This window comes from Pseudomonas sp. B34(2017), assembly GCF_002112915.1.
Classification (GTDB): domain Bacteria; phylum Pseudomonadota; class Gammaproteobacteria; order Pseudomonadales; family Pseudomonadaceae; genus Aquipseudomonas; species Aquipseudomonas pharyngis.
In genome coordinates this window covers 638,531-664,170 of record NZ_NEJA01000002.1, presented here as the reverse complement: position 1 = coordinate 664,170, position 25,640 = coordinate 638,531, and the positions used below count along the sequence as shown (strand labels likewise).

The following is a 25,640-nucleotide window of genomic DNA, read 5'->3' as shown; positions in this document are numbered from 1 at the left end:
AAACGTCCGAGTATTGCCAGACCGCGCAATAGCACGTTGCGCCAAGTGCAACGCCGAGGGTCGTTGCATTTGGCGCATCACTCAATTGCCTTTGGGATGGATACTCGAAGGCCTGCGCGACCCTTAGCCTTGGCGTCACTTTCCCAACTCATCGAGGTGTCATCATGCTCACGGGCAATCCGGCAGCGGCGGCCAAGGCCGAACCATCCGCTTCTCTTTCCGGCCTGATGGTCGCGTTCCTGGCATTCTGCTGCGGCGCGGTCGTGGCCAACCTTTATTACGCTCAGCCGATCGTCGAACTGATCGCGCCGCAGATCGGCCTGTCCAGCGCCAATGCCAGTCTGATCGTTTCACTCACGCAGTTCGGTTATGCGCTGGGCCTGCTGTTGCTGGTGCCGCTGGCCGACCTGATGGAAAACCGTCGGCTGGTGGTCGGGTTTACCCTCGCGGCGAGCGTGACGCTGTTGTGCGCCGGCCTGACGCATTCGCCGTCGATGTTCCTTGTCCTGTCGTTGCTGATCGGCCTGACTTCGGTGGCGGTGCAGATCCTCGTGCCGTTGGCCGCGCATCTGGCGCCCGAGGCGACCCGTGGCCGGGTGGTGGGCAACATCATGAGTGGCCTGTTGCTGGGCATTCTGCTGTCGCGGCCACTGTCGAGTCTGCTGGTGGAAGTGTTCGGCTGGCGCGGGGTGTTTTTCAGCGCAGCGGCACTGATGGCCGTCATCGCCCTGATCACGGCGATTGCCTTGCCGCGCCGCGTTCCGAGCCATCAGGCGACGTACGTGGCGCTGATCGGCTCGGTGTTTGCGCTGGCCCGTCGGCACGCGGTTCTGCGTCAGCGTTCGCTGTATCAGGGTTTGCTGTTTGCCAGCTTCAGCCTGTTCTGGACCCTCGCACCGATTGAGCTGATGCGGCACCACGGTTTCAGTCAGGCACAGGTGGCGATATTTGCCCTGGTCGGCGCTGTCGGCGCGGTCGCAGCGCCGATTGCCGGGCGCCTGGCCGATGCCGGGCACGGTCGGCGCGGGACGCTCGTGGCACTGATGCTCGCGCCGGCCTCGTTGCTGATCGCCGCGCTGCCGGGCAGCAGCTATGTCTGGCTGGTGGTTTGCGCGGTGCTGCTGGATTTCGCCGTGCAACTGAACATGGTGCTGGGTCAGCGCGAGGTGTACGCCATCGACCCGCACAGCCGGGCCCGGCTGAATGCCGTGTACATGACCAGCATCTTCGTCGGCGGCGCGCTGGGATCGTTGGTCGCCAGTCCGCTCTACGAGCATTTTGGCTGGAACCTGTCCGCCGTGACCGTGGCGTTGCTGCCGGCGCTGGCCCTGGCGCTGTTCCTGAGCCGCAAGGCCGATGCCTGAACCGCAGGCACCGCTGAGTCCGATGAAGCACGGTCCTACAAGACGATTGGCGAACGGTGATGCACAATCATCACCGTTTCCTTTCGATCGGGCTCCACTTATGGACAAGTTGCTGGCACTGAAGATGTTCGTTGAAACCGTCCGTTGCGGTGGTTATTCCTCGGCGGCGCGCAAACTCGGCATCTCCACTTCTTCGGTGACACGCCAGGTGGCGGGGCTGGAAAACGAGTTGGGCGCCAGCCTGCTCAACCGCACGACACGCAACACCAGCGTGACGGTCGCCGGCCAAACCTATTTCGAGAAAGCGCTGGCCATTCTCGATGCCATCGACGAGGCCGACGCGGTGGTTGCCGACCGGGGCAGCGAGGCGCAGGGACGCCTGCGCATCAGCGTGCCGGTGGAGTTCGGCCGACAGATCATTGCACCGCAACTGGGGGTATTGCTCGACCGCCATCCGGGGCTTGAAATCAGCGTGTCGTTGAGCGATCAGGTCAGCGATCTGCTGAGCGAGCAGATCGATGTCTCGGTGCGCCTGGGATCATCGGTGGTCAGTGACGATATCGTCAGCAAGCGGGTGGGGGGCTTCCAGCGCTGGGTGGTGGCGAGTCCGGATTACCTGAGCGGTCACGCTATGCCGGCGCATCCACGAGACTTGCTCGAGCATCAATGCCTGCGCTTCGACTACGCGGGTTCGCACCAGCACTGGACGTTCCAGGGCGACGAGGAAACCATCCAGCTCAATGTCCATGGCCGCCTGCAAAGCAACAACGCCGATATCCTGCGCGAAGCAGCGGTGGCGGGGCGCGGGGTGGCCCTGCTGGCCGACTGGCTGGTGCGCGCCGACGTCGAGGCCGGTCGGTTGACGCGGCTGCTGGAGGGTTATGAAGTCAACCCCGGTAATGCGAGCTGCTGCATCAATGCGTTGTATCTACCCAATCACCGGGGCTCCAGTCGTATTAATGTGTTCATCGACTTTCTGGAAGACATTCTGGTGGCGGATCCATCGCGTCAACGCTAGAGAGCCGTTTATTGCCGCCCGACGCTTTGTGAGTTCTGCATAAAAAAGCGCCCGCCAAAAAAACCGTGGCGGGCGCCTGGGAATGCGCAGCGATAGGGAAGTGTGAACCGTCGGGTGATCAGGCCACCGGAATCAATGGGTCGGCAGCGGCCAGTGCGGTTGCGCGATCGGCGGCCGGCGGGTAGATCCACACGGTGTTGATCTGGGTCTTGAGGTCTTTGGCCTCTTGCCCGACCAGTTTCAATTGACGGTCCCAGCCTTCGGTGAACACCGCGCCCCAGGCCCCGAGGTCAAGGCAGGTCACGTACTTGGGCTGGCGGTAGGTGACCGGTGCGACACCGATCAGGTCAGCGGCCACATTGTTGCCGGCATAACGGCCCAGGCTGATTGCATGCTGGCAGGACATCGCGGCGTAGTTTCCGAGGTCATCCGTGGCGGCATAAGCGACGTCGCCGGCAGCGAAGACATCCACGTGCCCCAGCACTTTCAGGTGACCGTCGACGTGCAGGCGACCTTGCGGATCACGGCTGCCCGGAATCTGTTCGGTGAGCGGGCTGGCGCGGAAGCCAACGGTCCAGACGACGGTGCTGGACTCGATCCGTTTGCCGTCGGCCAGGGTCACGCCGCCGGCATCGACCGAGGCCACCGAGGCGTCGACTATCCATTCAATGCCCAACTCTCGGGACGCTTCCACAATGGAGGGCCGAATACCGTCACCCAGCGTCGCGGCGATTTGCGGCGCGCGATCCACCACGATGACCCTGATCGGCGCATCGTCACCCAGTGCGGCACGCAGGCGGGCCGGCATTTCGGTGGCGGTTTCGATCCCGGTAAAACCACCACCGGCGACCACCACGGTATTACGCGCAGCGCTCGACGGCTGGTCCTTCAACGACTTGATATGGGCTTCGAGGCGTGCTGCTTCTTCGATCTGATCGACATCGAAGGCGTGTTCGATCATGCCTTTGAGCGGTGGCCGGATTACTCGGCTGCCGGCAGCCAATACCAGTCGGTCATAGTTCAGCGTGCCTTGTGTGCCGAAGGCATCGCTGTAGGTCACTTGCTTGCTGGCGGTGTCGATGTTGTCGGCGATGCCTTTGACGAATTTCACGCCCACGGCATCGAACAGTTCACCCAGCGGCGCTTTCATGTTGTGGACATCCGGCTCGTAGAAGCGCGGACGGATGCGCAGTTCTGCCTGGGGTGCGAGGACGGTGATCTGCACGTCATTACGATCATGCTGGTCCAGCAGACGTGCGGCGCTCAGGGCGCTCCAGACTCCACCAAACCCTGCGCCTATCACTAAAATGTGCTGTTTCATCGGATGACTCCTGTGGAAATTCTGGTCGTTGAACGGATTGTCCGTTCATGCGTGACCGTCTGCCGCACTGCACGAAGCAGGTGGTTGTGAACAACCGCAGAGCCGGTTCGATTCGCTGGGGAAGATGCTATCGGGGAAGGTGCGGCGCGACACTTCTACATAGGGTCAGTGCCGACATGCTTAGGTATGGGTTGGGGTATACACAGGTATAGAAAGAGGGCAGTCAAACGGCGCGATTGAATGCGCTTTCGATGCAGGTGATGAGTTCGCCGCACGGGAAGGGTTTAGGGAAATAGGCGAGGGGCTCGGGGAATGCTGCGTTGACCCGTGGCGGACGCCCCTGGTAACCCGTGATGAAAATGATCGGGATGCGCACGCCTCGGGCGCACAGCTCATCGTACATCTCGATGCCGGACAGACCGGGCATCTGGATGTCCGAGATGATGCAGCCGGGGCGGTGCGGCGCCTTCATCGCCAGAAAAGCCTCCGCGTTCGGGTACAACTGCACGGTGTAGCCGTGAGAGCGCAACAGGCTGTCCAGCGCCATGCGCACGGACTCATCATCATCGACAACCGATACAACAGCGGTGTGGGACATTGCTTTACCAGGGCTGATCTCGGGTAGCCCGTCGAGGACGCCCGCATTGCCGCACGATACGCCGCTCGGTTCGGCGGCGTACTTATACGTGTGTATAGCGACAGTATTTGAACGTCTGCGAGCCCGGCGCCATTGCGCTGTTTGGCGTCAGCGCGAGAACCGGCTGCGGTATTCCCGGGGCGAGACCGAGAGGTGACGGTAGAAGGTGTCGCGCATGCGTTCCTCGTCGCCGAACCCGCACAACTGCGCGATCTGGTCGATGTTGCGCTGAGAGTCTTCGAGCATTCGTCGCGCCGCTTCCAGGCGAAACAGCTCGAGTGCCTTGGCCGGCGTGCGGCCGATCTTGCGTTTGTAGACCCGCGCGAAATTGCGCGGGCTCATCTGCGCCTGTCGGGCCAGCGATTCGACGCTCAATTGCGGGTCGCCGAGGTTTTCGCTGATCCACAGGTGCAATTCTTCGAAGCAGCCTCTGTCGTCGATCTGCGCTTGCAGCAACTGGCTGAACTGCGCCTGACCGCCAGGGCGTTTGAGAAAAACCACCAGCTCCCGCGCCACCTTCAACGCCACGGCGCGGCCGCAATCGGCCTCGACCAGCGCCAGCGCCATGTCGATCCCGGTGGTGACCCCGGCGGAAGTCCAGACGTTGCCTTGCTGGATGTAGATCGCATCAAGGTCGACATCGACACTCGGAAAACCACCCTTGAGCATGTCGCACATGCCCCAGTGCGTGGTTGCGCGCAAGCCTTCCAGCAGCCCGGCCTGGGCCAGCAGAAAGGTGCCGCTGCACACCGAGGCGGTGCGTCTGGCCTTGGCCGATGCCGCGCGCAGCCAGTCGACCAACGCAACGTTGTCGAGCATGGCCTGACGGATGTTCGGCGCACCGGGCACGATCAGCGTATCGATGGTTGTCTCGTCAAAGGTGCGCAGGGCCAAGGTGTTGACCGACAGCCCTTCGGCGGTGGCGATCAATCCGCCTTCCAGGCTGGCGGTGTGCAACGCGTAGCCAGGCAAGCCGCGTTCGGCCATCGCCTTGGACGCAGCCCAGAACACGGTTTGTGCGCCGGTCAGGTCCAGCAAGCCCATCTGCGGATACGCCAGGAACACCAGCATGCGCGGTTGCGCGAGCAAGCAGGTGAGAGGGTCGGGTTGGTGAAAAATAGAGTTCATGACTGCTCAGGGACCTGATGATCGCCCGCTTTTCGGCGATCCGGTGCGCCGTAGTGTCGGTGTTTGCGGGCAGGAGCGCGAATATACATTGGTATGGGCCACAGCCACCTCAACAGCGGCGTTACTCGGTCGATGTGGTTCAAGCCCTATACCCGCGTATGGTGTTGGACGTCGTGGTCGCGATGCACACTCGATTTCAAGGCGCGCCATTCAGCGCTTGCGCCAGCAAGGGCATTCGTCCGGGAAATTTTGACTCAGCCAAGAGGAAAGCGACCATGTCAACGTATCTGAATCACTCCAATCAAACCAACGCAACCGATGACCGGCAGGCGTCCGTCACCCGCCAGCCATTCGCTCCGGCGCGGGAGCTGGTGCCATCGCGCTACGCACTGCAGGTCGGCGACATCGACGTGGTGGTGATCAGCGACGGCGTGCTGCCGCTGCCGACCTCGACCATGTCCACAAATGCCGACCCGCAGGCTCGCGCCGCCTGGTTCAAGGACATGTTCCTGGGGCCTGATGCGTTCGACTGGGCACTCAACGTGCTGGTGGTGCGCAGCGGCGAGCAGATCATACTGGTCGACGCCGGACTGGGCGGGCAGTTTCCCGGTTTCCCTCGGGCCGGCCAGCTGCCGAAACGGCTGGAAGCGGCCGGAATCGATCTGGCAGCCGTGACCGACATCGTGATCACCCACATGCACATGGATCATGTCGGCGGTCTTCTGGTGGATGAAGTGAAGAGCCGGCTGCGTCCGGACGTGCGTATCCACGTCTCGGCGAAAGAGGTCGAGTTCTGGGAGACGCCGGACTTCACCCAGACCGTCATGCCGGCGCCGGTGCCTGACGTTCTGCGCGCGACGGCCAATCAGTTCATCAACGATTACCGCCGCCAGGTGCGCACCTTCGAGGATGAATACGAAGTGGCGCCGGGGGTGGTGGTGAAACTCACCGGCGGGCATACGCCGGGGCACAGCATTGTCTACGTCAACTCGGGCGGCGAACGCCTGACCTTTGCTGGCGACGCCCTGTTTCCGGTGGCCTTCGAGCATCCGGAATGGCACAACGGTTTCGAGCATGATCCTGAAGAGTCGGTGCGTGTCCGCGTACGCCTGATGCGTGAGGCGGCGGCGAGTGGCGAGTGGTTTGTCGCCACCCACCTGCCGTTCCCGTCGGTGGGCCGCGTGGCGGTCGATGGCGATGCGTTCCGCTGGATTGCAGCGTTCTGGGATTACTGATCGGCTGTCGGCGGCCTGGCTGCATTCGGCCGGGCTCGATAAAAATCAGGCCCCGTAAGTGATGAACTTGCGGGGCCTTTTTTTACTTTGAAGTTTGTTGGTTGGGCAGCGGCGGCTCTGCCCAAGTGTTCAACGGCGGCGCATCAGCGCCTGCTCGATGCAGGCCAGCAGAGCCTCGGTATGGAACGGTTTGGAGAAATAACCTTCCGGCGTCTTCACCCGGGCACTGAACTCGGGGGGCAGGCCCGGTTTGCCAGTGATGAAAATTGTCGGAATGTGGATCTTCCTGACCGCCAGTGCCTCGTACATTTCGACCCCGCACATGCCGGGCATCTGAATGTCCGAGATCAGACACCCGGTCTGCTCTGGCGCGCTCGATTCAAGAAATGCAAAAGCGCTGTTGAATGTCTTGACCGTATAACCGCAAGACCGCAACAAACTGTCCATTGAAACCAGAACAAGTTCGTCATCATCGACAACTGAAACAATAGCTGAGTTGAACATGGGAAACCTTGCGTTCTTTGCGGGTGTCTGTCGCGCCCGCCATACTTGCAAGATACGCTTTCAAAAATTGTGGAATAGTATACGTGGGTATGTTTGGTTGGTTTTTTTTGTTAGTTGCGAAAGTTAATCAATGTTCAGCAAATAAATGGTTGTTGATTAACGAAAGAAAGTAACTGTTATATCGAGTGCAGGCTTCAAAGAGTTGTCGGCTGGCGTAGTCGTTGTTGGCAATTGCGCTGGCGCGACAGTCGCGGAACAAGGCATCGGCGGCCCGTAGTCGGCGCAGGGCGCGGTCAATGCCTTTAAGGCAGTCGGCAAAGCATAAAGGTTCGGGAGCCTCATTGAGGTGGTAGAGCGCGTCGCGCTGGGCATGGCCGCCCAGGTCGGTGATGCCGGTGACGAGAAAGTCGGCGTAACGGGTATTGGCATTCAACAGCCTGCGAAACAGCGTCTGCACCGGTAAAAAGCTGACAGCGTGCAGTGTCTGCTGGCTGTGCCTGAGCCGCGCCAGAATGCTCAGCGTCGCGCTCAGGGTCTGCGTCAATGCGTCGATGATCTCCACGCGCTCAGCGGTGGACAACGATGTGTGCGTGCCATAGCGGGTGACGCAGGGCGGGTGACTGACCAGGTACAGTGTGTGCGGTGCGTTCATGACCACCGTCTCCGGCTAGCGCTCGTGCGCGATTGAATGTTGTGATTGCAGCAGTGGACTCCATTGTTCTCGCAACGCCTGGCTGATGGACGCCGAGCCCGGAACGATCAACGTATTGATCGGCTCGTCGCCGAGCTCATCCAGCCGCCGGGTTTGAACCACCAGGCCTTCGCCGGTCTGCACCGGCCCGCCTTGCAGGCTCGCGGTGTGCAAGGCATAACCGGGCAAACCGAGTTGCGCCAGTCCGCACGTCGCCGCCCAGAAAACGGTCTGCGCACCGGTCAGATCCAGCAGGCCCATTTGCGGGTATGCCACGAAAACGACGGTTCGTTCGTGTACCGGGGTTTCGGGGTCTGCGCCGGGGTTTGTACGTTGGATAGACAATGCGGGTCTCCATATCGCCACCGGGCGACATCAGGGGTGGATGGTTGTCATTGATCGTATTCGAGCGCAGCCAATGGAATCGCAAACACAAACTGCGTGCCGACGCCCTCGGTACTGTTGACCCAGATGCGGCCGCCGTGGAATTCAATGATCGAACGGCAAATCGAGAGGCCCATTCCCAGGCCGGTGGGCTTGGTGGTGAAGAATGGGTCGAACAGCGAAGGCAGGATGTCCTCGGCAATGCCAACGCCGGAGTCGGCGATTTCAAGCACAGCCTCGTTGTGCTGGATCGAGGTGGTGATCCGCAGCGTCCGGGCGCGGTCAAGCACATTGGCCATGGCCTGGCAGGCGTTGATGATCAGATTGATGATGACTTGCTGCAGTTGTACCCGGTCACCTTTGATCCGCGCACCGTGAGTGCCCAGTTGGGCGTGCGGGCGAACCTCATGGAAGCTGATGTCATGTTGCATCAGCGTCAGCGAGTCACTGACGATCTCGTCGAACACTTCGACATTGCGCTGCACCTCGCTGTGTCGCGATAACGCTCGAATACAGGCGATGACATCGGAGACCCTGACCGAGTTTTGAATGATCCGGTCCAGCGAACGGCGGGCTTCTTCCAGGTTGGGTTCGGGCCGGTTGATCCAGCGTTTGCAGGATTCACCGCTGGTGATGACCGCTGCCAGCGGCTGATTGATTTCGTGGGCGATGGAGGCCGCCAGTTCGCCCATGGAAGTCAGGCGCGTGACGTGGGCGAGGGTGGCTTGCGAGTGAAACAACGCCTCTTCCGACTGTTTGCTGGCGGTGACGTCCATCAGCGCCCCGGCGTATTGCGTCCGCCCGTGATGTCTGGGCAACGGGCTGGCGATCATCTGCACGTGCTTGATCCGACCATCCGGCATGAGCAGCCGATGCTCGACTTCGACCAGCTCCTGCCGGCGCGCAAACTGCTCCAGCACCTGATCGATAACCGGCAGGTCGTCGGGATGAGTGCGTGACTTGACCAGCGCCAGTGTCGGGGTGACGTCCGGCGAATACTCGAAAATACGCGACGACTCTTGCGACCATGACACGCTGACTTTTTTATCGATGATGAAACCGATACTGCCGGTGTGGGTAAGTTTCTGTGCGCCCAGAAAGAACGCTTCCTTGCGCCGCAGCGTTTCAGTGGCGCGTTTGCTGCGCAACGCGAGCAGGGAAATAGTCGTCAGCGCGATCAGGCACCTGACGAATCCGGCGATGCTGCGGTGATCGCGATAACCTTCATCGACCAGAAAGTCGGCCGTCAGCAGTGTGAGGCAACCCAACGCGACGGCAAGAAATACCGGTACCGGGAAGATGTTCGCTGACATGAATACCAGCGTGATGTAGAACAACGTCGGCGCAACGTCCAGATCAAGGTACGCATTGGTGATATAGATCATGCTGCCGACCGCTATGGCGCAAAGCCAGGCGAAGGCGTCTGAACAAAGAAGTTGTGCGCGACGTTTGATGATAGACATTTATTCTTCCAGATTTTTGCTATCGGACGGCAGGGCGTGTTCTTTCGATGAAGCAGGCAAACGCTATGAAAGGCGTATTGATGAAGAGGTTAAAAAGTCTGAAGTTGTTTTTCAGGCATGACGGTTGTTGGCGACTGTCTGTCATTCACCAATCGTTGTATTGAGTAATGGTTATTTGAATAAAGATCTTATTCGAAGACTTCTACGCTGGCACTGCTGCATTGGGTCATTTGCAGTATGACTGCGTATGAAGCGGATATACCCAAGTGTTAGTTGTTCGGAACTTGAGTGTTGATGGTGCCTGCCAGCCACGGCGGCTTGAACCATACCGTATCGTTTCATTCGGTCACCGATGTGCAGGCAGCGCCGCGATGACTTCGGCCATGCGCACGAGGTCGGCAAATGAGCGCGCGCCCATTTTGCGCATGGCCTGGCCCCGGTGGATCTTCACAGTGATTTCACTGAGGCCGATTTCCCCGGCGATCTGCTTGTTCATCAAGCCTGAGGCCGCCAGCGCCATGACCGTCTGCTCCCGGGGTGTCAACGTCCCATGACGGGCGCGCAGCTCATCGGCATGCCGCCCTGACTCGCGACGCTGCTTGTCCCGCGAGTGTGCGGCGCAGACGGCATCGATCAGGTCCTGCTCGCGAAACGGTTTGGTCAGGAAGTCCACCGCGCCGGCTTTCATCGCGCGCACGGTCATGGCGATATCGCCGTGTCCGGTGATGAACACGATTGGCACATTGATTCCGGCGGTGGCCAGTTCATTCTGGAAATCCAGCCCGCTGCTGCCTTGCAGGCGCACGTCGAGTACCAGGCAACTCAGCGTGTCCGGACGTTGATACGTCATGAACTCGGCGACCGATCCGAATAGCTCCACCCGCAGACCAATGGAGCGCAACAGGCTGTCGAGGGATTCGCGCAACGCGGCATCGTCGTCGACGATGAATACCACCGGCTCGCTGGGGTTGTTGCTGATGGGATTGTTGTTCATTGCTCTTTTCCCAAAAGGTTGTGACGTTGTGGCGAATCCCTCGGCCCGGCGGCCGGTGTTTGCTCGTGCGGGTTGATGCCCGACCAGAGACACGGTCCGCTGGCGATAGCGCCGTGCGACACGTTGCGCAGGTGCGGGCGTGAGTAGATAGACGGTTAAGCATCGTAGTGGCGCAGCACGCCGTCAGCTAGGACAAAAAACCCGAAAAAACGGCCATTGCACCGGTCTTTGTGCGGCCCGATGCAGCTATCGGTTTCAAACGGTTCATACACAAGTATCAAAACACTCACCTAACGCATGATCCCGCTGTCCCCAAGTACCACAGACGTCCGGCAGCCGCGCCCTTAACCTTTAACAGCTCTCCGTCGATCTCAATGGCTGCGTGCCGGGTGGTGAACTTCATGAACAGAAATGAACTCCGTCGTGTCGACATCAATCTGCTGGTGGTCTTCGAGACGCTGATGCATGAGCGCAACGTCAGCCGGGTCGGCGAGAAGCTGTTTCTCGGTCAACCGACCATCAGTGCCGCGTTGGGGCGTTTGCGTGTGCTTTTTGACGATCCGTTGTTCGTTCGTGCGGGGAGGGTGATGGAGCCGACAAGGCGGGCCGAGGAAATTTTCGCCAACCTGACGCCGGCGCTGGATGGCGTTGCCGTGGCGTTGAGCCGTTGCCAGCCCTTCGACCCAGCTACCAGCGAGGTGACCTTTCAGGTCGGCCTGTCCGACGATGTCGAATACGCGCTGCTCCCGCGACTGCTGCGCCAACTGCGTAGCGAGGCGCCGAATATTGCCTTGGTGGTGCTGCGCGTCGATCAGCAGCAGATGTCGCAGCGGCTGTTCAATGGCGAGATTTCTCTGGGCATCAGCCCTACGCTCGATCTGCCGGCCAACGCTCGACGCAAGAGTCTACGGTCGAGCCGGCCAATGCTCCTGCGCTCGGATACCCGCCCGGGCCTGCTGGCGCTCGATGAGTTCTGCGAGCGCCCGCATGCCATCGTGTCGTCCATGGGCAAGGCCAGGGATGACACCGACCACGCGCTGGACCTGCTCGGGCGTCGGCGCAAAGTGGTGCTGGCGGTGCCGCAGTTCAGTGCCTTGCCAAGGTTGTTGGCGCAGAGCGACATGCTGGTCATCGTCCCGGATTACGTGGCCAGGGCCATGGCCTCGGTTGAGGGTGTCAGGGCTGAACCGGCCCCTCTGTTGCTGCCATCGCGGGAGCTTTCCATGGTCTGGCGTGCCGCTGCGCACAACGATTGCGCTCAGCGTTGGCTGCGTTCGCGCTGCCAGGCGTTTTTCGGTACGCCGATTGAATTGCAGGTAGTGCCAAAATTACGCCCGGCGTTGCCCGTCGATCAGGCGTTGATGATGGCCCGGTAGATAACTGCAACGGCTGTGTGATTCGCCCAATAAAAAAAGCTCCGACTCGATCGGAGCTTTTCTTTTCAGGGGGCTGTACGTGGCTTGTCGTGAGGGCGCGGCCCCGGAACCTCATGCATTGATAAACGCCAGCAGGTCCGCGTTGATGGTGTCGCCGTGGGTGGTGCACATGCCATGGGGCTGGCCGGGGTAGGTTTTCAGCGTACCGTGCTTGAGCAATTTGATTGAGAGGTGAGCCGAATTGGTGATCGGCACGATCTGGTCATCTTCACCGTGCAGCACCAGGGTCGGCACATCGATGTTTTTCAGGTCATCGGTGAAGTCGGTTTCGGAGAACGCGCTGATGCAGTCGTATTGCGCCTTGATCCCGCCGTTCATGCCCTGACGCCACCAGTTTTCGACGATCGCTTCAGACACTTTCGCACCTGGGCGATTGAAGCCGTAAAACGGGCCGCTCGGGAAGTCACGATAAAACTGGCTGCGATTCTGCGCGAGTGCTTTGCGCAACCCGTCAAACACCTCCATCGGCAGGCCGCCGGGATTTTTTGCGGTGCGCAGCATGATCGGCGGCACGGCGCCGATCAGCACGGCCTTGGCCACCCGGCCGCGACCATGCCGCGCCACGTAGCGCGCCACTTCACCGCCGCCGGTGGAGTGGCCGATGTGCACGGCGTTGCGGATGTTCAGGTGCGCCATCAACTCGGCAACGTCGGCGGCGTAGGTGTCCATTTCGTTGCCCGTGGCGGTCTGCGAAGAGCGACCATGGCCACGTCGATCATGGGCGATGACGCGAAAGCCCTTGTTGAGGAAGAACAGCATTTGCGCATCCCAGTCATCACCGGAAAGGGGCCAGCCGTGATGGAAAACGATCGGCTGGCCGTGGCCCCAGTCCTTGTAGAAAATCTGCGTGCCATCCCTGACGGTGAGCATTCCCGAGCCACTGCCGTTGCCGGCGCTTTTGCTGACCCCTGACGCGGATGCTGGTGTCTGCTGTGTCGCCAGCGCCGGCAATGCCACCGCCAGGGTTGCGGCCATGGCGCCCGTCGTGATCAAGCCACGACGGGTGGTTCCGTTTTTCTCGTCAGTCATTTTGAACACCCATTGAGTTAAAGAAGTTGCACAGGCGGCGCAAGGCTGCAGCCCTGGCCGAAGGTAATCTTTGGGCAAAGGGGTACGACTGACCACCAGACATGGGTTTTTGAAATTAACGCTTTGGTATGCAGGGCGTGGCGGGAGGAGTGCTGCGGGGTTGGCGCGTCCCTGCGCCTGGACAACTCAGAAGGTGTACTTGGCCGTCAGCATCATGTTGCGCGGCGTGCCATAGCTGTCGCCGCCGTAGCTGACGGAGTTGGCGATGGTGGAGTAGTACTTGCGGTCGAAGATGTTGTTGGCGTTGAGTTGCAGATCGAGGTTTTCATTGACCCGGTAGCCGGCCATCAGGTCGGTCACGGCGTACGCGCCTTGCTTGAGGCGGTAGTTGCCGCCATCGAGCAGTTCGATGTCGTTGTACATGCGGCTCTGCCAGGAGATGTTGCCGCCCACACGCAGTTTTTCCAGCGGGCCCTGGAAGTTGTAGCGGGTGGTCAGTTTGAACAGGTGCTCCGGGGTGTCGGTGTCGAACTGCTTGTTGACGTTCTGCGGGTTCGCCTCGTCCTTGATGGTGTGCGTACGGGCGTAGGTGTAGCCGCCGCCGATCTGCCAGTTGTCGGTGAGCGCGCCTTGCAGCTCGAGGTCGATACCCTGGCTGCGGATCTCGCCGGAGGCTTCATAGCAGGACGACTGCGGGCAGTTCGGGACGAACACTTGCACCGCGCGGTTTTCCTGATCGACGCGGAACACGGCGAGGCTGGCGTTCAGCGCGCCGCCCAGGTATTCGCCCTTGATGCCGACCTCGTAGTTCTTGCCCACGATCGGCTTGACCGGGTTACCGGAGGTGCCCTTGTTGCTCTGCGGGGTGAAGATGTCGCTGTAGCTGGCGTACACCGAATGATGGTCGTCCAGCTCGTAGATCAGGCCGGCATAGCGGGTGACGTTGCGGGTGACTTTGTAGTCGCCGTCGCCATCGCGGTTGTCGTAGTCGTACCAGTCCAGACGTCCGCCGAGGATCAGCTTCAGCGGGTCGGCCAGGCTCAGGCGAGTCGTCAGGTACACGCCGTCCTGAGTGGTGACTTCACGCGTGTTGTTGGTGTGGACGAAGTCCGGTTTGCCGGCGTTGATCGGCCAGTTGGTGTCGTAGGGCGAGTAGTTGTGAGTGGTCAGGTCGTAGATGCGTTTGCTGGCGCCGACCACCAGTTCATGGCTGCGCCCGAAGGCTTCGAACGGACCGCTGAAGAAGGCGTCGAGACCTGCCTGGTTTTCATCGGCCTTGGACTGGTAAACCGTGCGGGCCAGAGTGTCGTTGACCCAGCGCGACTGGTACGAGCCGGAGAACAGCGCGTTCTGCTCGGAATAGTTGGCGTTGACCTGCAGTTTCCAGTCGTTGGCCAGTTGCTGGCGGATCTCGGCGAATACGGTGTTGATCTCTTGATCTTTGTCTTCCCAGGAGGTGCCGGGGTTATACGAGCGCGGCAGATCAAGGTGATGGCCGTCGAGGCCGATCATTGATGAACCCCAGAAGTAGTTGGTCCTGTCCTTCTGGTGCGAGAAGCCGAGGGTCAGGGTGGTGTCGTCGCTCAGATCCGCTTCGGTGACGGCGTAGAACAGGCCGTGTTGTTCGTCCACGTCATCGATGAAACTGTTGGCGTCGCGATAGGAAGTGACCACCCGGCCGCGCAGGGTGCCGCTGTCGTTGAGCGGGCTGGAAGCATCGAGCTCGCCGCGATAGTTGTCCCAGGTCCCGGCGGCGCCGGTCAGGGTCACGCGCTGCTCGGCCAATGGCCGTTTGCGCACCAGGTTAATCGCCGCCGAAGGGTTGCCGGCACCGGTGACCAGACCGGTCGCGCCTCGAACGACTTCAACCCGATCGAACATCGCCAGATTCGGCTGGGATCCGACGTTCACGCCGTTGTAGCCGCTCGGAATGCCGTCGTACATCAGGTTGTCGATGTCGAAACCCCGGGCTTTGTAGGCCTGTCGGCCTGGGCCGCTGGAGTAGTCGAGGAACAGCCCTGGCGTGGCGTTGACCACGTCGTTGATGCTGGTCATCGCCTGATCGTCCATGCGCTGGCGGGTGATCACGGTGACGGCTTGCGGTGTTTCGCGCAGGGTCAACGGCAGTTTGGTGGCGGTGGCCATGGTGCCGGTGGTGTAGGACTCGGAGCCTTCGGTGGTGCTGCCCAGCTGTGTCGATGTGATGGCGGTCGCGCCGAGCTCGAGGGTGGCGGGCGGGGCGGTGTCCTGCGCCTCGCGGGTTTCATCGGCCAGCGCCGGGGCCATGACGGCCATGCAGATGGCCATGGACAGGAGGTTGCGTGACGGGTTGAAACGATGCGGCGAGGCTGGGCGCGACATTGAGGCTTCCTGATTTTAAATAGCAAACAAAGAGCAGTTGAGAATCATTGCCAATAATTGTGTCAGGGTTTTTTACAGCAACAAAGCGCTTCGTGAAAAAAATGTGAAACAGCGCAGGAGGAGAGGGAGAGGGCAAACGCGATCAAGGAACCGCTCAAGCGCGTCACTTGCAGCGCAGGAGCCGGTTACACCGTTGGTCAGCTTGCCATGCAAACCAACAGGTTGGTGTCTACTTTTGTGGCCGGGTCAGCCAAATGACAGGAGACATTCTGAAGTCATTAAGCGCTTTCGAGCTGACCCCGTGACGTTGATTTCAGGATGGATCTTGAATGAGGCGCGGAGCATCGCCCAGGCGATGCGTAACGGAGAACCCGCGCCTTTGAGCTCGTTAAGGAGAACGCAGATGGCAATCAGCCGAGTCACCGAAACAACCGATAAAACAGCGCTGGTCCAAGCCGAGGTGTACCGCTGGTACAACCTCTTTTTCCCGTGGTCGCGCGGTGTGGCTTCCCAGTCGGAAGACGCGATCAAGCCTTTGTACGATGCCCTGGCGAATGATTTCCGGGTGGTGCTCACGGACGGTCAGATCATGGACCGCGAGAACTACTGGGAACGTCTTTGGGGCCTGCACGGCAAACGTGCCGGAAGCCCCGAGTCGCACATCATCAATCTCTCGATCACGCCGCTTCCCGGTGACTTCTTCCTGACGGTTTTCGACCTGGTCAAGAACGGGATCACCAAGAAGAAAGTCGACTCGGCGCTCATGCGCCTCGACCCGGATTCGCCATCGGGTATTTCGTGGATTTACGTCCACGAAAGCGAGCACGAGACATCGTTCGCGTAAATCCTTCAATGACCGTTCGCGACTCTGGTTGTTTGAACCGGAGGATCGGCATTGCTCAACCCTGTAAAAAAAACCGCCCGAAGCCGTGCATCGGGCGGTTTGCAGGATCAAACAGGGCTGATTCAGATCAGCCGCAGGGTGACGTCGATGTTGCCGCGAGTGGCCTTTGAGTAAGGACAGGTCTGATGCGCAGCGTCCACCAGCGCCTGAGCGACCGAAGGCTCCAGCCCCGGCAGGCTGACATTCAAGCGCGCCTGAAGAAAGAATGCGTCGCCGGCCTTGCCCAGATCGATTTCGGTTTCGACCGCCACATCCGCCGGAAGCCTGATCTTCTGTGCCGCGGCTGCCTTGCCCATGGCGCCGATGAAGCAGGCCGACCAACCGGCTGCCAACAGTTGTTCCGGATTGGTGCCGCTGCCATTCGAGCCCGGTGGCGAAAGCTTGATGTCCAGGTTGCCGTCCGAACTGCGCGATGCGCCATCGCGCCCGCCAGTGGTGCGGGTCTTGCCGGTGTACAGCACGGTGTCGAGTTGATTGATCATGGAAATACCTGCCTGAGTGATGGTTGATGTCGGACAGCGAAGGTTCCGATGGCCCACACTTTTGCATTGGCGTGTACCCGGGATGTGTCATGCAGCGATGTTTTTGTATCGCTCTGTAGCCTGTATCGGCGTGGAAGGGGGCAAGGGCGCAACTAATCGAAACTTCGCCGTCCGCCGGGCTGTCCAGACCTTTACATCTCCCGAGCGTGTCGTGGATGTCGGCGCACCGGGATGTCATACGCAATGAAAAGATGAGGTCGGACATGACGGTGACAGTGGGTGATTTTCTGGTCGAACGCCTGAGCCAATGGGGTGTGACGCGCATTTTTGGTTATCCGGGCGACGGTATCAACGGCGTCTTCGGTGCGTTGAGCCGGGCAGGTGGCAAGATCGAATTCGTCCAAGCGCGTCACGAGGAAATGGCGGCGTTCATGGCGTCCGCCCATGCCAAATTCACCGGTGAACTGGGTGTGTGCATCGCGACATCCGGCCCCGGCGCCTCGCACCTGATCACCGGACTCTACGACGCTCGCCTGGACCACATGCCGGTGCTGGCGATTGTCGGGCAGCAGGCGCGCACGGCACTGGGCAGCCATTATCAGCAGGAGCTGGATCTGGTCTCGATGTTCAAGGATGTGGCCGGCGCATTCGTGCAGCAGGCTTCGGCACCATCGCAGGTCCGGCACCTGCTGGATCGCGCGGTACGCACGGCGGTCGGCGAACGCCGGGTGACGGCGCTGATATTGCCGAACGACCTGCAGGACATCGAATACAAGGCCCCCGCCCGGGCCCATGGCACTGCGCATTCCGGGATCGGTTACAGCAAGCCGAAGGTGCTGCCTTACGACGCTGATCTGCAACGTGCCGCCGACGTGCTGAATGCAGGGGAGAAGGTTGCGATTCTGGTGGGGGCCGGAGCGCTGCACGCCAGCGAGCAAGTGTTTGCGATTGCCGAGAAACTGGGCGCCGGTGTGGCAAAGGCGCTGCTCGGCAAAGCTGTATTACCGGACGAATTGCCCTGGGTCACGGGTTGTATCGGTCTGCTCGGGACCGAACCGAGCTACAAACTGATGACGGAGTGCGACACCCTGCTGATGATCGGATCGGGGTTTCCCTATGCCGAATTCCTGCCGAAGGAGGGGCAGGCGCGCGGGGTCCAGATCGATTTGCAGCCCGACATGCTCAGTCTGCGCTACCCGATGGAAGTCAATCTGGTCGGCGACGCGGCCGAGACCCTCGCGGCACTGGCACCGTTGCTCGAACACAAGCCGCTGCGCAAGTGGCGTAAAAAGGTCGAAGGCTGGCGGGCGAGCTGGGATAAAACCCTCGAGAAGCGCGCGATGGCCAAGGCCGATCCGGTTAACCCGCAACGGGTGGTGTACGAGTTGTCACCGCGTCTGCCCGAGCAGGCCATCATCACCAGCGACTCCGGTTCTTGCGCCAACTGGTTCGCCCGTGACCTGAAAATCCGCAAGGGCATGAAGTGCTCGCTCTCAGGTGGCCTGGCCTCGATGGGCGCCGCTGTGCCATACGCGATTGCGGCGAAGTTTGCTTTCCCGCAACGGCCAGTGATCGCCCTGGTCGGCGATGGCGCCATGCAGATGAACAACATGGCCGAACTGATAACGGTCGCCAAATACTGGCGGCAGTGGGACAGCCCGAAGTGGATCTGCGCCGTGTTCAACAACGAGGATTTGAATCAGGTCACCTGGGAACAGCGCGTGATGGAGGGCGATCCGAAATTCGTTGCCTCGCAGAGTATTCCGGATGTGCCTTACCACCTGTTCGCCATTTCCATCGGTCTCAAAGGCATTTTTGTCGATCGGGAAGAAGACGTCGCCGCTGCCTGGGAAAAGGCATTGGCCTCGGAGGTGCCGGTCGTCATCGAATTCAAGACCGACCCGAACGTGCCGCCGTTGCCTCCGCATATCAAGCTGGAACAAGCGAAGAAATTCGCCACCACCTTGCTCAAGGGCGACCCCGACGAAGCGGGTGTCATCGTGCAAACGGCTAAACAGGTACTGGGGGCAGTGTTGCCCGGCAAGCCCAAGTAGCGAGGTCGGCTTCTGTTGATGGACACCCTCGAATCCGCGCTCCTGGCCGCACGTATCCAGTTCGCCATTACCATCGGTTTTCATATCGTGCTGGCGGCATTCACCATCGGACTGGCGAATTTCCTGATGGTGCTCGAGGCGTTGTGGCTCAGGAGTGGACGCCAGCTCTACCTGGACATCTAGCGCTACTGGCTGAAGGTGTTTGCCTTGACCGTAGCGGTAGGCACGGCGTCCGGGCTGATTCTGGAATACCAGTTTGGTCTTAACTGGTCACGTCTTTCGGTTCGGGCTGGAGATAATCTCGGGCCGTTGATGTTCCATGAAGTGCTCGCGGCGTTTTTTCTTGAAGCCGGGTTCCTTGGCCTACAACACTTACGGCTTCAGGATTTTCAGCGGCAAGATTCATGTACCGCCGCAGCGCTGAGGCCGGTAACCAGCGCCCCGACACGCCTTTTACGATTTACTTACGGCAATTACCCCGCTGATCCGGAATACGCAAAGCAGAGTGAACTCGCTGTGGGTGAGCCCTTCCGAACATGAAGAGGAACTCCATTTCCATCGCCAGAGGATTTCGCCATGCGAGCAATGACCTGCCACGACATTCACGATGTGAAGGCTGAGGGTGTCCCAACAGTCATGCACGAGGCGCCGGACACTATCAGTTACGCCAGTGCAACCTTGAGAAGAATGCTTGTCTGTCTGGGGCTTTGTTCGGTCTTCCTGTTGCAGGGATGCTTCGAAGGTTCGAATGACGCTCCGAACAAGGATGGCGACAAAAGCAAGGCGTCGTTGCAAATACAAAAAGACAAGGTTCCCGAGCAGAGCAAGTGAGACTGATGATGAAACGGTGTCGACTTTGACGCTGTGCGCGCAGTGATACGTGAGCGCTCTTATATGTCCTACCCCTGACTTCAGCTGGATGCAAGTGGGAGAGGACTTGCAGGTGGCGTTAGTCCAGAGTGAAACAGATAGAGCTGACTGGCGGTTGATCTCGTATTCACCCCTGGCCGTTTTAACCGGGTGCAGCGCAGGGGGGAGCCGAAAGCCCGGACCTTGCCGGGCGGGTGATGGACGTATTCAGCGCGAATCGGCGTTTCGCGTACGTTGCGTTGCAGATGCTTCGCGGCGTCTGCGAAGCCACGTGACGACAGCATGTACCGGGTGGAGGACGGCGACGAGAACGCCAAGCAGCATGATGGTGAAGATGATGATCAGCGGGATGCTTTTATGCGAGAACATGGTGGGTAACTCCTGTAGTCACTATGTCGGAACCCGCAGACTAGACGTTTGGAACGATGTTTTAGATGAATGTATGTTCATTCGACGAGGTGTGAAATGTGCTACGGCGCAAGGGCGTTTCCACACGCAAGTCGATGGTTCTCGTCGGGTTGTCCTCTTAACGCATCTGCAGGATGATCGGACTGCTGCTGGCCGGATCGGTGTGCTCACGTAGCTTGCCCACCGTCTGCGCATCAACGGCGCTGCCGTGATTGCCCCAGGTGCTGCGCATGAAGGTCAGCACCTCGGCGATCTGCTGATCCGACAGCTGCTCACGGAAGGCCGGCATGCGATAGGCATCCGGCACGCCGGCCGCCACCACTCGTTGCGATCCATTCAGAGTGATGTTGATTGCCGAGGCACTTTCCTTGGCCAATGCCGAGGTGGCGCCCGCCAGCGGCGGCATCCACTGCGATTGACCCTTGCCGTCCAGACCGTGGCACGAAGCGCAGCGCGTCACGTAGGTATGCGCACCGGGCGAGTCCAGACGTTGCGCTGCCGAAACCGCTTGATACTGCCAGGGTGCGCCATCCCGTTCGCGATCCCCCGGTAGCGACTTCAGGTAGTGGGCTATCGCGGTCAGATCGTCGTCGCTCATGAACTGCGTGGAGTTGTTGAACGCCTCGGTCATCGAGCCGTAGACCACCGCGTGTTGGTTGCGACCGGTCTTGAGGAACTGCACGATCTGCGGCTCGCTCCAGCGGCCCAGGCCGGTGTTGTGATCATCACGCAGGCTCGGTGCGTACCAGCCATCGAGCAGGGCGCCGGCGAGGTATGGTTTGCCGGACTCATCCAGTGCCTTCTCGTTGAACGCCAGGCTGCGCGGCGTGTGGCAACTGCCACAGTGCCCGGCGCCCTGCACGAGATAAGCGCCGCGGTTCCACAGCTCATCCTGCGACGGTTTGGTCACATAAGGTTCGGCGTCGACAAACACACCGTTCCACAGCGCAATTGGCCAACGCAGGTTCAGCGGAAACGGAATCGCACTGGGGATGTTCGCCTGTTTGACCGGCGCCACGCCTTTCATGAAGAACGCATACAGCGCTCGCACGTCGTCATCACTGAGCTTGGCGTAGGACGGGTAGGGCATGGCCGGGTATAAACGGCGACTGTCGGGCGCCACGCCATGGCGCACGGCACGATCAAAGTCCGCCAGACTGTAGTGGCCGATGCCGGTTTCCGTGTCCGGGGTGATGTTGGTCGCATGGATCGCGCCCAGCGGCGTGGCCATTTCCAGGCCGCCGGCGAATGGCGCGCCACCCGGCACGCTGTGACAGGCCACGCAATCGCTCAACCTGGCGACGTATTCGCCACGGGCGACCAGCGCCGGGTCGATGTCGGCCACGGCGATCTGATGGTTTTCCAGACGCGAGACAGGCTCGCGGGTGACATACCAGGCCAGCAGGCCTGCCGCGACCAGGCACGGCACCGCCAGCCAGCCAGCGGTTCTTGCGAATCGGCTGTTGTTCATAAACGCTCCGGCGCTGATCAGGTGAAAGTGTGTCGGCTCATGGGCAGGCTGCGCACCCGCTGACCGGTCAGCGCTGCCACCGCATTGGCGACGGCAGGCGCGACCGCAGGCAACGGCGGTTCACCGATGCCACCCATTTTTTCCCCGCTCTCGACCACACGCACATGGACCCGTGCCATCCGCGCAGGCGGCAGGATCGGATACAAGTCGTAGTTGCGCGCCCGGGGTTTGCCATCGATCCACACGGCTTCTTCCACCAGTGTTTGCGACAGACCCAGCGCCACGGCGCCGTTGACCTGAGCCTCGACAATCGCCGGGTTGACGATGCTGCCCGGATCAATCGCCTGCCAGATGTCATGCACCTTGACCTGGCCGTTCTCGATGGACACCTCGGCGATCACCGCCGTCTCCGTACCGAACGGCGAAGCCATGGCCACCCCGCGCGCACGCCGGCTGCCATCCTCGGCGGTAAACGGCCCACGCTTCCAGCCGCCCGACAGTTCACCCACGGCTTGCAGCAGTGTGGTCAGCCGTTGGTTGCCGCGCAGCAAATGCAGGCGCAGGTCGAACGGGTCCTTGCCGCCCTTGTCGGCCAGTTCATCGAGGAACGATTCATAGAAGAAGTCGTTGAGGGAATTGCCCACCGAACGCCAATAGCCGAGCATCGCCGGACCTTTGACGTAGATCTGCGCGATGCGCTTGTTGGGGATCGCATAGGACTTGCCCGATAAGCCCTCGAGCGCCGTCGGGTCGAGCTTTTCACCCTGCTTGCCGGCGAGGGCCTCGGTCGGGCCTTCGGTGGCACTGATCGCTTCGATTGCCAGCGGCCAGCCGTCGTTGTCCAGCGCGGCACGGAAATTCACGGCGGCAACCGGTCGGAGCACGTCACGCAGGAACTCTTCTTCGCGACTCCAGATCAATTTAACCGGGCGTCCAACCGCTTTGGCCAGCGCGATGGCCTGAGGGTAAGGGCTGGCCGAGTCGTAGAGGAAATGCCGACCGAAGAACCCGCCCAACAGCGGCGAATGCAAGGTGATGCGCGACGGATCCAGCCCGGTGCGTTTGGCGATGTCGGCGCGGAACATGTCCGGCGCCTGATTCGGCAACCAGACTTCCAGCGAACCGTCCGGATTGAATCGGGCAAGGGCTGAAGGCGGTTCCAGTTGGCCGTGGTTCAGGTATTGGTTGTGGTAAGTGGCGTCGATCCTGGTCTTGGCGTCCTTGAGAATCGAAGCCACATCGCCTTCGTGTTCATCATCTTTGGCGGGGCTTTTATCTTCAGCGAGGCGCTTGAACCACGCGTCGCTGGAAAAGTCGGCGGGCATCGGCCGCACTTGGCTGTCGGCCGTCGGCTCTTGCCAGTCGACCTGGATCGCCTCGACGGCACGTTTGGCGTGCCACCAGCGCTCGGCGACCACCGCCACGGCCCCCGGCAGACGATGCACGGAATGCACGCCTTTCATCGCCTTGACCTGATCTTCGTTGCGCAGGTTGCCCACGGTCATCCCCAGGCGCGGGGCATGTTGAACGGCGGCATGCAGCATGTCGTCGACCTTCAGGTCGATGCTGTACAGCGCCTTGCCCGTGGACTTGTCGTAGGCATCGAGGCGCTTCACCGGTTTGCCGATCCAGCGGAACTGACTCGGATCGCGCAGCTTCACAGAGGCCGGATCGGGAACCGGCAAATCCATTGCGCGCTCGGCCAGTTCACCGTAGGCCAGCGAACGGCCCGATTTGGCGTGCACCACTTTGCCAGGCTCGGTGCTCAGCTCGCTCACCGGCACGCCCAGTTGCTGCGCGCCCGCCTGCAGCAGCATGGCGCGGGCAAGGGCACCGAGGCGGCGCATGACCGGGTAACTCATGCGCACCGACATACTGCCGCCGGTGATGCGCATGCCGTTCTCCATGACTACGTAGGCCTCGCCGGGCGGGGCGGCTTCGACCAGGAAGGTCGCCGGGTCGGCATCCAGTTCTTCACCGACAATCTGCGCCATCGCAGTGAATGTGCCTTGTCCGCCTTCCATGAACGGGCAGAGCAGACGCACGCGGTTATCCGGACGGATCTCGAGAAACGCCGGGACCTGCGTGCCGCGCTCGGCCGTCGTCGCCGCTGCAGCTTGCACCCGTGTCGCACCGAGTGGGAGACCGAAACCGAGCACCAGTGCGCCGACGGCGGTACCGGTCAGAAAGCGTCTGCGCGACACATTGATCGGTTCCTGCAGATCCAGGACTGAAGCGTGTTGTGAAGGATCGATACGAACGTTCATCACGCGTCCCCCTTGCCGGCAAGTTCATGCACGGCGGCATGGATGGCGTTGTACGTACCGCAGCGGCACAGATTGACCATCGCCGCCTCGATCTGCGCATCACTCGGTTTGGGGTTCTGCTTGAGCAGCGCGGTGGCAGCCATCACCTGCCCGGACTGGCAGTACCCGCACTGGGCGACCTGCAGATCGACCCAGGTCGAGACGACTCGTTTGCCCACGTCATCGGTTTCGATGGCTTCAATGGTGGTGACCTCGCGGCCAACCACACCCGCCACCGGCGTGACGCACGAGCGCACGACGTTGCCGTCCACCAGCACCGAGCAGGCGCCGCATTGCGCCAGACCGCAGCCGTACTTGGTGCCGGTCATGCCCAGATCATCGCGGATCACCCACAGCAAGGGCGTATCGGCGTCGGCATCGACCTGGTAGGTCTTCTGGTTGATTCGTAGTTCCATGATTCACCCGCTGATCATCGGTTGACGTGCATTGTTATGAGCGGTGACACGCGGCGCGGCGCATCACCGGTTTTCGTTCAATTCGCGACTGTGCCGAGGGCTTCTGCCTCGAATGGCTGCCCGCGCAAAAGGGCCATGTCGCGGCTCGGTGCGGTGCCGAACAGCCGGCCATATTCGCGGCTGAACTGCGAAGGACTTTCATAGCCGACTGCAAACGCCGCCCGCGACACGTCGAGGCGCTCGATCAACATCAGTCGGCGCGCTTCGTTGAGCCGCAGCCATTTCTGGTACTGCAGCGGACTCATGCCGGTGAGCTGGCGGAAATGATGGTGAAAGGTCGGCGTGCTCATCTGCACCCGCGCGGCCAGATCGTCGATGCGCAGGGCATCGGTGTAGTTGACCTTGAGCCAGTCAATGGCCTTGGCGATGCGATAGCCCTGACCGTCGACGGCAGTGATCTGCCGCAACCGTGGGCCTTGGTCGGTGTGCAGCAGCCGATAGTGGATTTCTCGCAGAATCAGCGGCGCCAGGACCGGGATCGCCTCGGGTTCATCGAGCAATGCCAGCAGGCGATCGAGCGCGTCCTCCAACGCTGACGACAGGCTGCCAATCGCAGCGCCCGTACCCGTTGATGGCTGGCGTTTCGAGGGCAAGCCGCTCTTGGTAATGACCTCGGCAAGCATGCTGACATCCAGTTTCAATACGAGGCCGACGCAGGGCTGTCCGGGACTGGCGAGCATCACTTCGGAGTTCGCGGGCAGGTCCAGCGACGTGACCAGAAACCGCGACGGGTCATAGCTGTAGCCCTCACCACCGACCCACAAGCGCTTTTCGCCGCGACCCACGAGAATCAGGCTGGGTTCGATCATGCACACAACGGGGGGCGCCGGCTGGTCGCGACGAAACAGCGACAGCCCGGGTATCGACGTGGCGAAGTCACCCGGTGCGTTCACACGCGGGTCGATGTGCCGTGCCAAAGGTGATTCCTGGGGCAGAGGGGTCGGGATCATGTGGGCTCACTCCTTTGACCGGACTCTAATGCGCGCGCGAGACGTTTCCTATCCATCACCCTGCATCGCCAGAGGATCAGGCAAGCATTCAAGAGGAATGCACTAGGGAAGCACCGGATTGACCGGGAGAATGTGTCTATCTGTTACAGGGGCA

At 60.9% G+C, this 25,640-nt stretch carries 23 protein-coding genes and 1 pseudogene; 8 read left to right on the top strand and 16 right to left on the bottom strand.

Features of this window, described 5'->3' with window-relative positions:
- Window positions 1-164: 164 nt before the first annotated feature.
- Together CAF80_RS08405 and CAF80_RS08400 are read left to right on the top strand one after the other, a co-directional pair.
- Entirely contained in the window at window positions 165-1,364 is a 1,200-nt protein-coding gene (locus CAF80_RS08405) for an MFS transporter (RefSeq protein ID WP_074690858.1), read from the top strand.
- A 100-nt stretch (window positions 1,365-1,464) separates the two neighbouring features.
- Window positions 1,465-2,382, top strand: coding sequence for a LysR family transcriptional regulator (locus CAF80_RS08400; RefSeq protein ID WP_085667154.1), 918 nt, complete (start codon window positions 1,465-1,467; stop codon window positions 2,380-2,382).
- A 118-nt stretch (window positions 2,383-2,500) separates the two neighbouring features.
- On the opposite strand, the gene CAF80_RS08395 is transcribed toward CAF80_RS08400, so the two are convergent.
- From CAF80_RS08395 to CAF80_RS08385, 3 genes are all read right to left on the bottom strand, one after another.
- Complete coding sequence (locus tag CAF80_RS08395) at window positions 2,501-3,703, bottom strand: NAD(P)/FAD-dependent oxidoreductase (RefSeq protein ID WP_085667153.1); 1,203 nt, start codon at window positions 3,701-3,703, stop codon at window positions 2,501-2,503.
- A gap of 223 nt (window positions 3,704-3,926) precedes the next feature.
- Window positions 3,927-4,301, bottom strand: a complete 375-nt coding sequence (locus CAF80_RS08390) for a response regulator transcription factor (RefSeq protein ID WP_039772152.1) — start codon at window positions 4,299-4,301, stop codon at window positions 3,927-3,929.
- Between the two features lie 147 nt (window positions 4,302-4,448).
- Window positions 4,449-5,468, bottom strand: a complete 1,020-nt coding sequence (locus CAF80_RS08385) for a GlxA family transcriptional regulator (RefSeq protein WP_039772153.1) — start codon at window positions 5,466-5,468, stop codon at window positions 4,449-4,451.
- 275 nt (window positions 5,469-5,743) lie between these two features.
- Between CAF80_RS08385 and CAF80_RS08380 the strand changes: the two genes are divergently transcribed.
- Entirely contained in the window at window positions 5,744-6,703 is a 960-nt protein-coding gene (locus CAF80_RS08380; RefSeq protein WP_085667152.1) for an MBL fold metallo-hydrolase, read from the top strand.
- A 129-nt stretch (window positions 6,704-6,832) separates the two neighbouring features.
- Here CAF80_RS08380 and CAF80_RS08375 read toward each other — a convergent pair whose 3' ends face one another.
- The 5 genes from CAF80_RS08375 to CAF80_RS08355 all read right to left on the bottom strand — a co-directional run bounded on the left by CAF80_RS08375 (window position 6,833) and on the right by CAF80_RS08355 (window position 10,739).
- A complete protein-coding gene (locus CAF80_RS08375; protein ID WP_064596040.1) occupies window positions 6,833-7,207 on the bottom strand; it encodes a response regulator in 375 nt (124 codons plus the stop codon).
- Between the two features lie 127 nt (window positions 7,208-7,334).
- A complete protein-coding gene (locus CAF80_RS08370) occupies window positions 7,335-7,859 on the bottom strand; it encodes a hypothetical protein (protein WP_085667151.1) in 525 nt (174 codons plus the stop codon).
- 15 nt (window positions 7,860-7,874) lie between these two features.
- A complete protein-coding gene (locus CAF80_RS08365; protein ID WP_305955797.1) occupies window positions 7,875-8,174 on the bottom strand; it encodes a hypothetical protein in 300 nt (99 codons plus the stop codon).
- 116 nt (window positions 8,175-8,290) lie between these two features.
- The gene (locus CAF80_RS08360) at window positions 8,291-9,745 is read right to left on the bottom strand and encodes a sensor histidine kinase (RefSeq protein WP_074690861.1); all 1,455 of its coding nucleotides are present in this window, start codon (window positions 9,743-9,745) and stop codon (window positions 8,291-8,293) included.
- 346 nt (window positions 9,746-10,091) lie between these two features.
- Window positions 10,092-10,739, bottom strand: a complete 648-nt coding sequence (locus CAF80_RS08355; protein WP_074690862.1) for a response regulator transcription factor — start codon at window positions 10,737-10,739, stop codon at window positions 10,092-10,094.
- A 401-nt stretch (window positions 10,740-11,140) separates the two neighbouring features.
- Between CAF80_RS08355 and CAF80_RS08350 the strand changes: the two genes are divergently transcribed.
- The gene (locus CAF80_RS08350) at window positions 11,141-12,115 is read left to right on the top strand and encodes a LysR family transcriptional regulator (RefSeq protein WP_074690970.1); all 975 of its coding nucleotides are present in this window, start codon (window positions 11,141-11,143) and stop codon (window positions 12,113-12,115) included.
- A gap of 111 nt (window positions 12,116-12,226) precedes the next feature.
- Here CAF80_RS08350 and CAF80_RS08345 read toward each other — a convergent pair whose 3' ends face one another.
- Window positions 12,227-13,045 (bottom strand): alpha/beta fold hydrolase, encoded by an 819-nt coding sequence (locus CAF80_RS08345; protein ID WP_217634498.1) that lies wholly within the window; start codon window positions 13,043-13,045, stop codon window positions 12,227-12,229.
- A gap of 345 nt (window positions 13,046-13,390) precedes the next feature.
- Entirely contained in the window at window positions 13,391-15,565 is a 2,175-nt protein-coding gene (locus tag CAF80_RS08340; protein WP_074690864.1) for a TonB-dependent siderophore receptor, read from the bottom strand.
- Between the two features lie 403 nt (window positions 15,566-15,968).
- On the opposite strand from CAF80_RS08340, the gene CAF80_RS08335 reads away from it, so the two are divergent.
- A complete protein-coding gene (locus CAF80_RS08335) occupies window positions 15,969-16,409 on the top strand; it encodes a hypothetical protein (protein WP_064596053.1) in 441 nt (146 codons plus the stop codon).
- A 122-nt stretch (window positions 16,410-16,531) separates the two neighbouring features.
- On the opposite strand, the gene CAF80_RS08330 is transcribed toward CAF80_RS08335, so the two are convergent.
- Window positions 16,532-16,951 carry an organic hydroperoxide resistance protein gene (locus CAF80_RS08330; protein ID WP_039772166.1) on the bottom strand — a complete coding sequence of 140 codons (420 nt, stop codon included), beginning with the start codon at window positions 16,949-16,951 and terminating at the stop codon, window positions 16,532-16,534.
- A gap of 263 nt (window positions 16,952-17,214) precedes the next feature.
- Here CAF80_RS08330 and CAF80_RS08325 point away from each other — a divergent pair, with 263 nt between their 5' ends.
- The 3 genes and pseudogenes from CAF80_RS08325 (at window position 17,215) to CAF80_RS08315 (ending at window position 19,836) form a co-directional block, all read left to right on the top strand.
- Entirely contained in the window at window positions 17,215-19,005 is a 1,791-nt protein-coding gene (locus CAF80_RS08325) for a thiamine pyrophosphate-requiring protein (protein ID WP_074690865.1), read from the top strand.
- A gap of 18 nt (window positions 19,006-19,023) precedes the next feature.
- Window positions 19,024-19,545, top strand: a pseudogene (locus CAF80_RS08320) (cytochrome ubiquinol oxidase subunit I).
- A 36-nt stretch (window positions 19,546-19,581) separates the two neighbouring features.
- Window positions 19,582-19,836, top strand: a complete 255-nt coding sequence (locus tag CAF80_RS08315) for a hypothetical protein (protein WP_074690866.1) — start codon at window positions 19,582-19,584, stop codon at window positions 19,834-19,836.
- A gap of 246 nt (window positions 19,837-20,082) precedes the next feature.
- Here CAF80_RS08315 and CAF80_RS28845 read toward each other — a convergent pair whose 3' ends face one another.
- The 5 genes from CAF80_RS28845 to CAF80_RS08295 all read right to left on the bottom strand — a co-directional run bounded on the left by CAF80_RS28845 (window position 20,083) and on the right by CAF80_RS08295 (window position 25,486).
- Window positions 20,083-20,244 (bottom strand): hypothetical protein, encoded by a 162-nt coding sequence (locus CAF80_RS28845; protein WP_170928273.1) that lies wholly within the window; start codon window positions 20,242-20,244, stop codon window positions 20,083-20,085.
- A gap of 157 nt (window positions 20,245-20,401) precedes the next feature.
- Complete coding sequence (locus tag CAF80_RS08310) at window positions 20,402-21,754, bottom strand: cytochrome c (RefSeq protein ID WP_085667150.1); 1,353 nt, start codon at window positions 21,752-21,754, stop codon at window positions 20,402-20,404.
- A 17-nt stretch (window positions 21,755-21,771) separates the two neighbouring features.
- The gene (locus tag CAF80_RS08305) at window positions 21,772-24,021 is read right to left on the bottom strand and encodes a molybdopterin cofactor-binding domain-containing protein (protein ID WP_085667149.1); all 2,250 of its coding nucleotides are present in this window, start codon (window positions 24,019-24,021) and stop codon (window positions 21,772-21,774) included.
- The gene (locus CAF80_RS08300; RefSeq protein ID WP_085611777.1) at window positions 24,021-24,476 is read right to left on the bottom strand and encodes a (2Fe-2S)-binding protein; all 456 of its coding nucleotides are present in this window, start codon (window positions 24,474-24,476) and stop codon (window positions 24,021-24,023) included. The genes CAF80_RS08305 and CAF80_RS08300 overlap by 1 nt, the downstream gene beginning before the upstream one ends.
- A gap of 77 nt (window positions 24,477-24,553) precedes the next feature.
- Complete coding sequence (locus CAF80_RS08295) at window positions 24,554-25,486, bottom strand: AraC family transcriptional regulator (RefSeq protein WP_085667148.1); 933 nt, start codon at window positions 25,484-25,486, stop codon at window positions 24,554-24,556.
- Window positions 25,487-25,640 lie beyond the last annotated feature (154 nt).

Bases quoted from the DNA above. Each gene is read 5' to 3' on its own strand.
- CAF80_RS08385 (WP_039772153.1), bottom strand. From the start codon at position 5,468: ATGAACTCTATTTTTCACCAACCCGACCCTCTCACCTGCTTGCTCGCG.
- CAF80_RS28845 (WP_170928273.1), bottom strand. From the start codon at position 20,244: ATGTTCTCGCATAAAAGCATCCCGCTGATCATCATCTTCACCATCATG.
- CAF80_RS08300 (WP_085611777.1), bottom strand. From the start codon at position 24,476: ATGGAACTACGAATCAACCAGAAGACCTACCAGGTCGATGCCGACGCC.
- CAF80_RS08350 (WP_074690970.1), top strand. From the start codon at position 11,141: ATGAACAGAAATGAACTCCGTCGTGTCGACATCAATCTGCTGGTGGTC.
- CAF80_RS08330 (WP_039772166.1), bottom strand. From the start codon at position 16,951: ATGATCAATCAACTCGACACCGTGCTGTACACCGGCAAGACCCGCACC.
- CAF80_RS08345 (WP_217634498.1), bottom strand. From the start codon at position 13,045: ATGCTCACCGTCAGGGATGGCACGCAGATTTTCTACAAGGACTGGGGC.
- CAF80_RS08315 (WP_074690866.1), top strand. From the start codon at position 19,582: ATGCGAGCAATGACCTGCCACGACATTCACGATGTGAAGGCTGAGGGT.
- CAF80_RS08305 (WP_085667149.1), bottom strand. From the start codon at position 24,021: ATGAACGTTCGTATCGATCCTTCACAACACGCTTCAGTCCTGGATCTG.
- CAF80_RS08395 (WP_085667153.1), bottom strand. From the start codon at position 3,703: ATGAAACAGCACATTTTAGTGATAGGCGCAGGGTTTGGTGGAGTCTGG.
- CAF80_RS08355 (WP_074690862.1), bottom strand. From the start codon at position 10,739: ATGAACAACAATCCCATCAGCAACAACCCCAGCGAGCCGGTGGTATTC.
- CAF80_RS08375 (WP_064596040.1), bottom strand. From the start codon at position 7,207: ATGTTCAACTCAGCTATTGTTTCAGTTGTCGATGATGACGAACTTGTT.
- CAF80_RS08360 (WP_074690861.1), bottom strand. From the start codon at position 9,745: ATGTCTATCATCAAACGTCGCGCACAACTTCTTTGTTCAGACGCCTTC.
- CAF80_RS08335 (WP_064596053.1), top strand. From the start codon at position 15,969: ATGGCAATCAGCCGAGTCACCGAAACAACCGATAAAACAGCGCTGGTC.
- CAF80_RS08310 (WP_085667150.1), bottom strand. From the start codon at position 21,754: ATGAACAACAGCCGATTCGCAAGAACCGCTGGCTGGCTGGCGGTGCCG.
- CAF80_RS08340 (WP_074690864.1), bottom strand. From the start codon at position 15,565: ATGTCGCGCCCAGCCTCGCCGCATCGTTTCAACCCGTCACGCAACCTC.
- CAF80_RS08370 (WP_085667151.1), bottom strand. From the start codon at position 7,859: ATGAACGCACCGCACACACTGTACCTGGTCAGTCACCCGCCCTGCGTC.
- CAF80_RS08390 (WP_039772152.1), bottom strand. From the start codon at position 4,301: ATGTCCCACACCGCTGTTGTATCGGTTGTCGATGATGATGAGTCCGTG.
- CAF80_RS08380 (WP_085667152.1), top strand. From the start codon at position 5,744: ATGTCAACGTATCTGAATCACTCCAATCAAACCAACGCAACCGATGAC.
- CAF80_RS08405 (WP_074690858.1), top strand. From the start codon at position 165: ATGCTCACGGGCAATCCGGCAGCGGCGGCCAAGGCCGAACCATCCGCT.
- CAF80_RS08400 (WP_085667154.1), top strand. From the start codon at position 1,465: ATGGACAAGTTGCTGGCACTGAAGATGTTCGTTGAAACCGTCCGTTGC.
- CAF80_RS08295 (WP_085667148.1), bottom strand. From the start codon at position 25,486: ATGATCCCGACCCCTCTGCCCCAGGAATCACCTTTGGCACGGCACATC.
- CAF80_RS08325 (WP_074690865.1), top strand. From the start codon at position 17,215: ATGACGGTGACAGTGGGTGATTTTCTGGTCGAACGCCTGAGCCAATGG.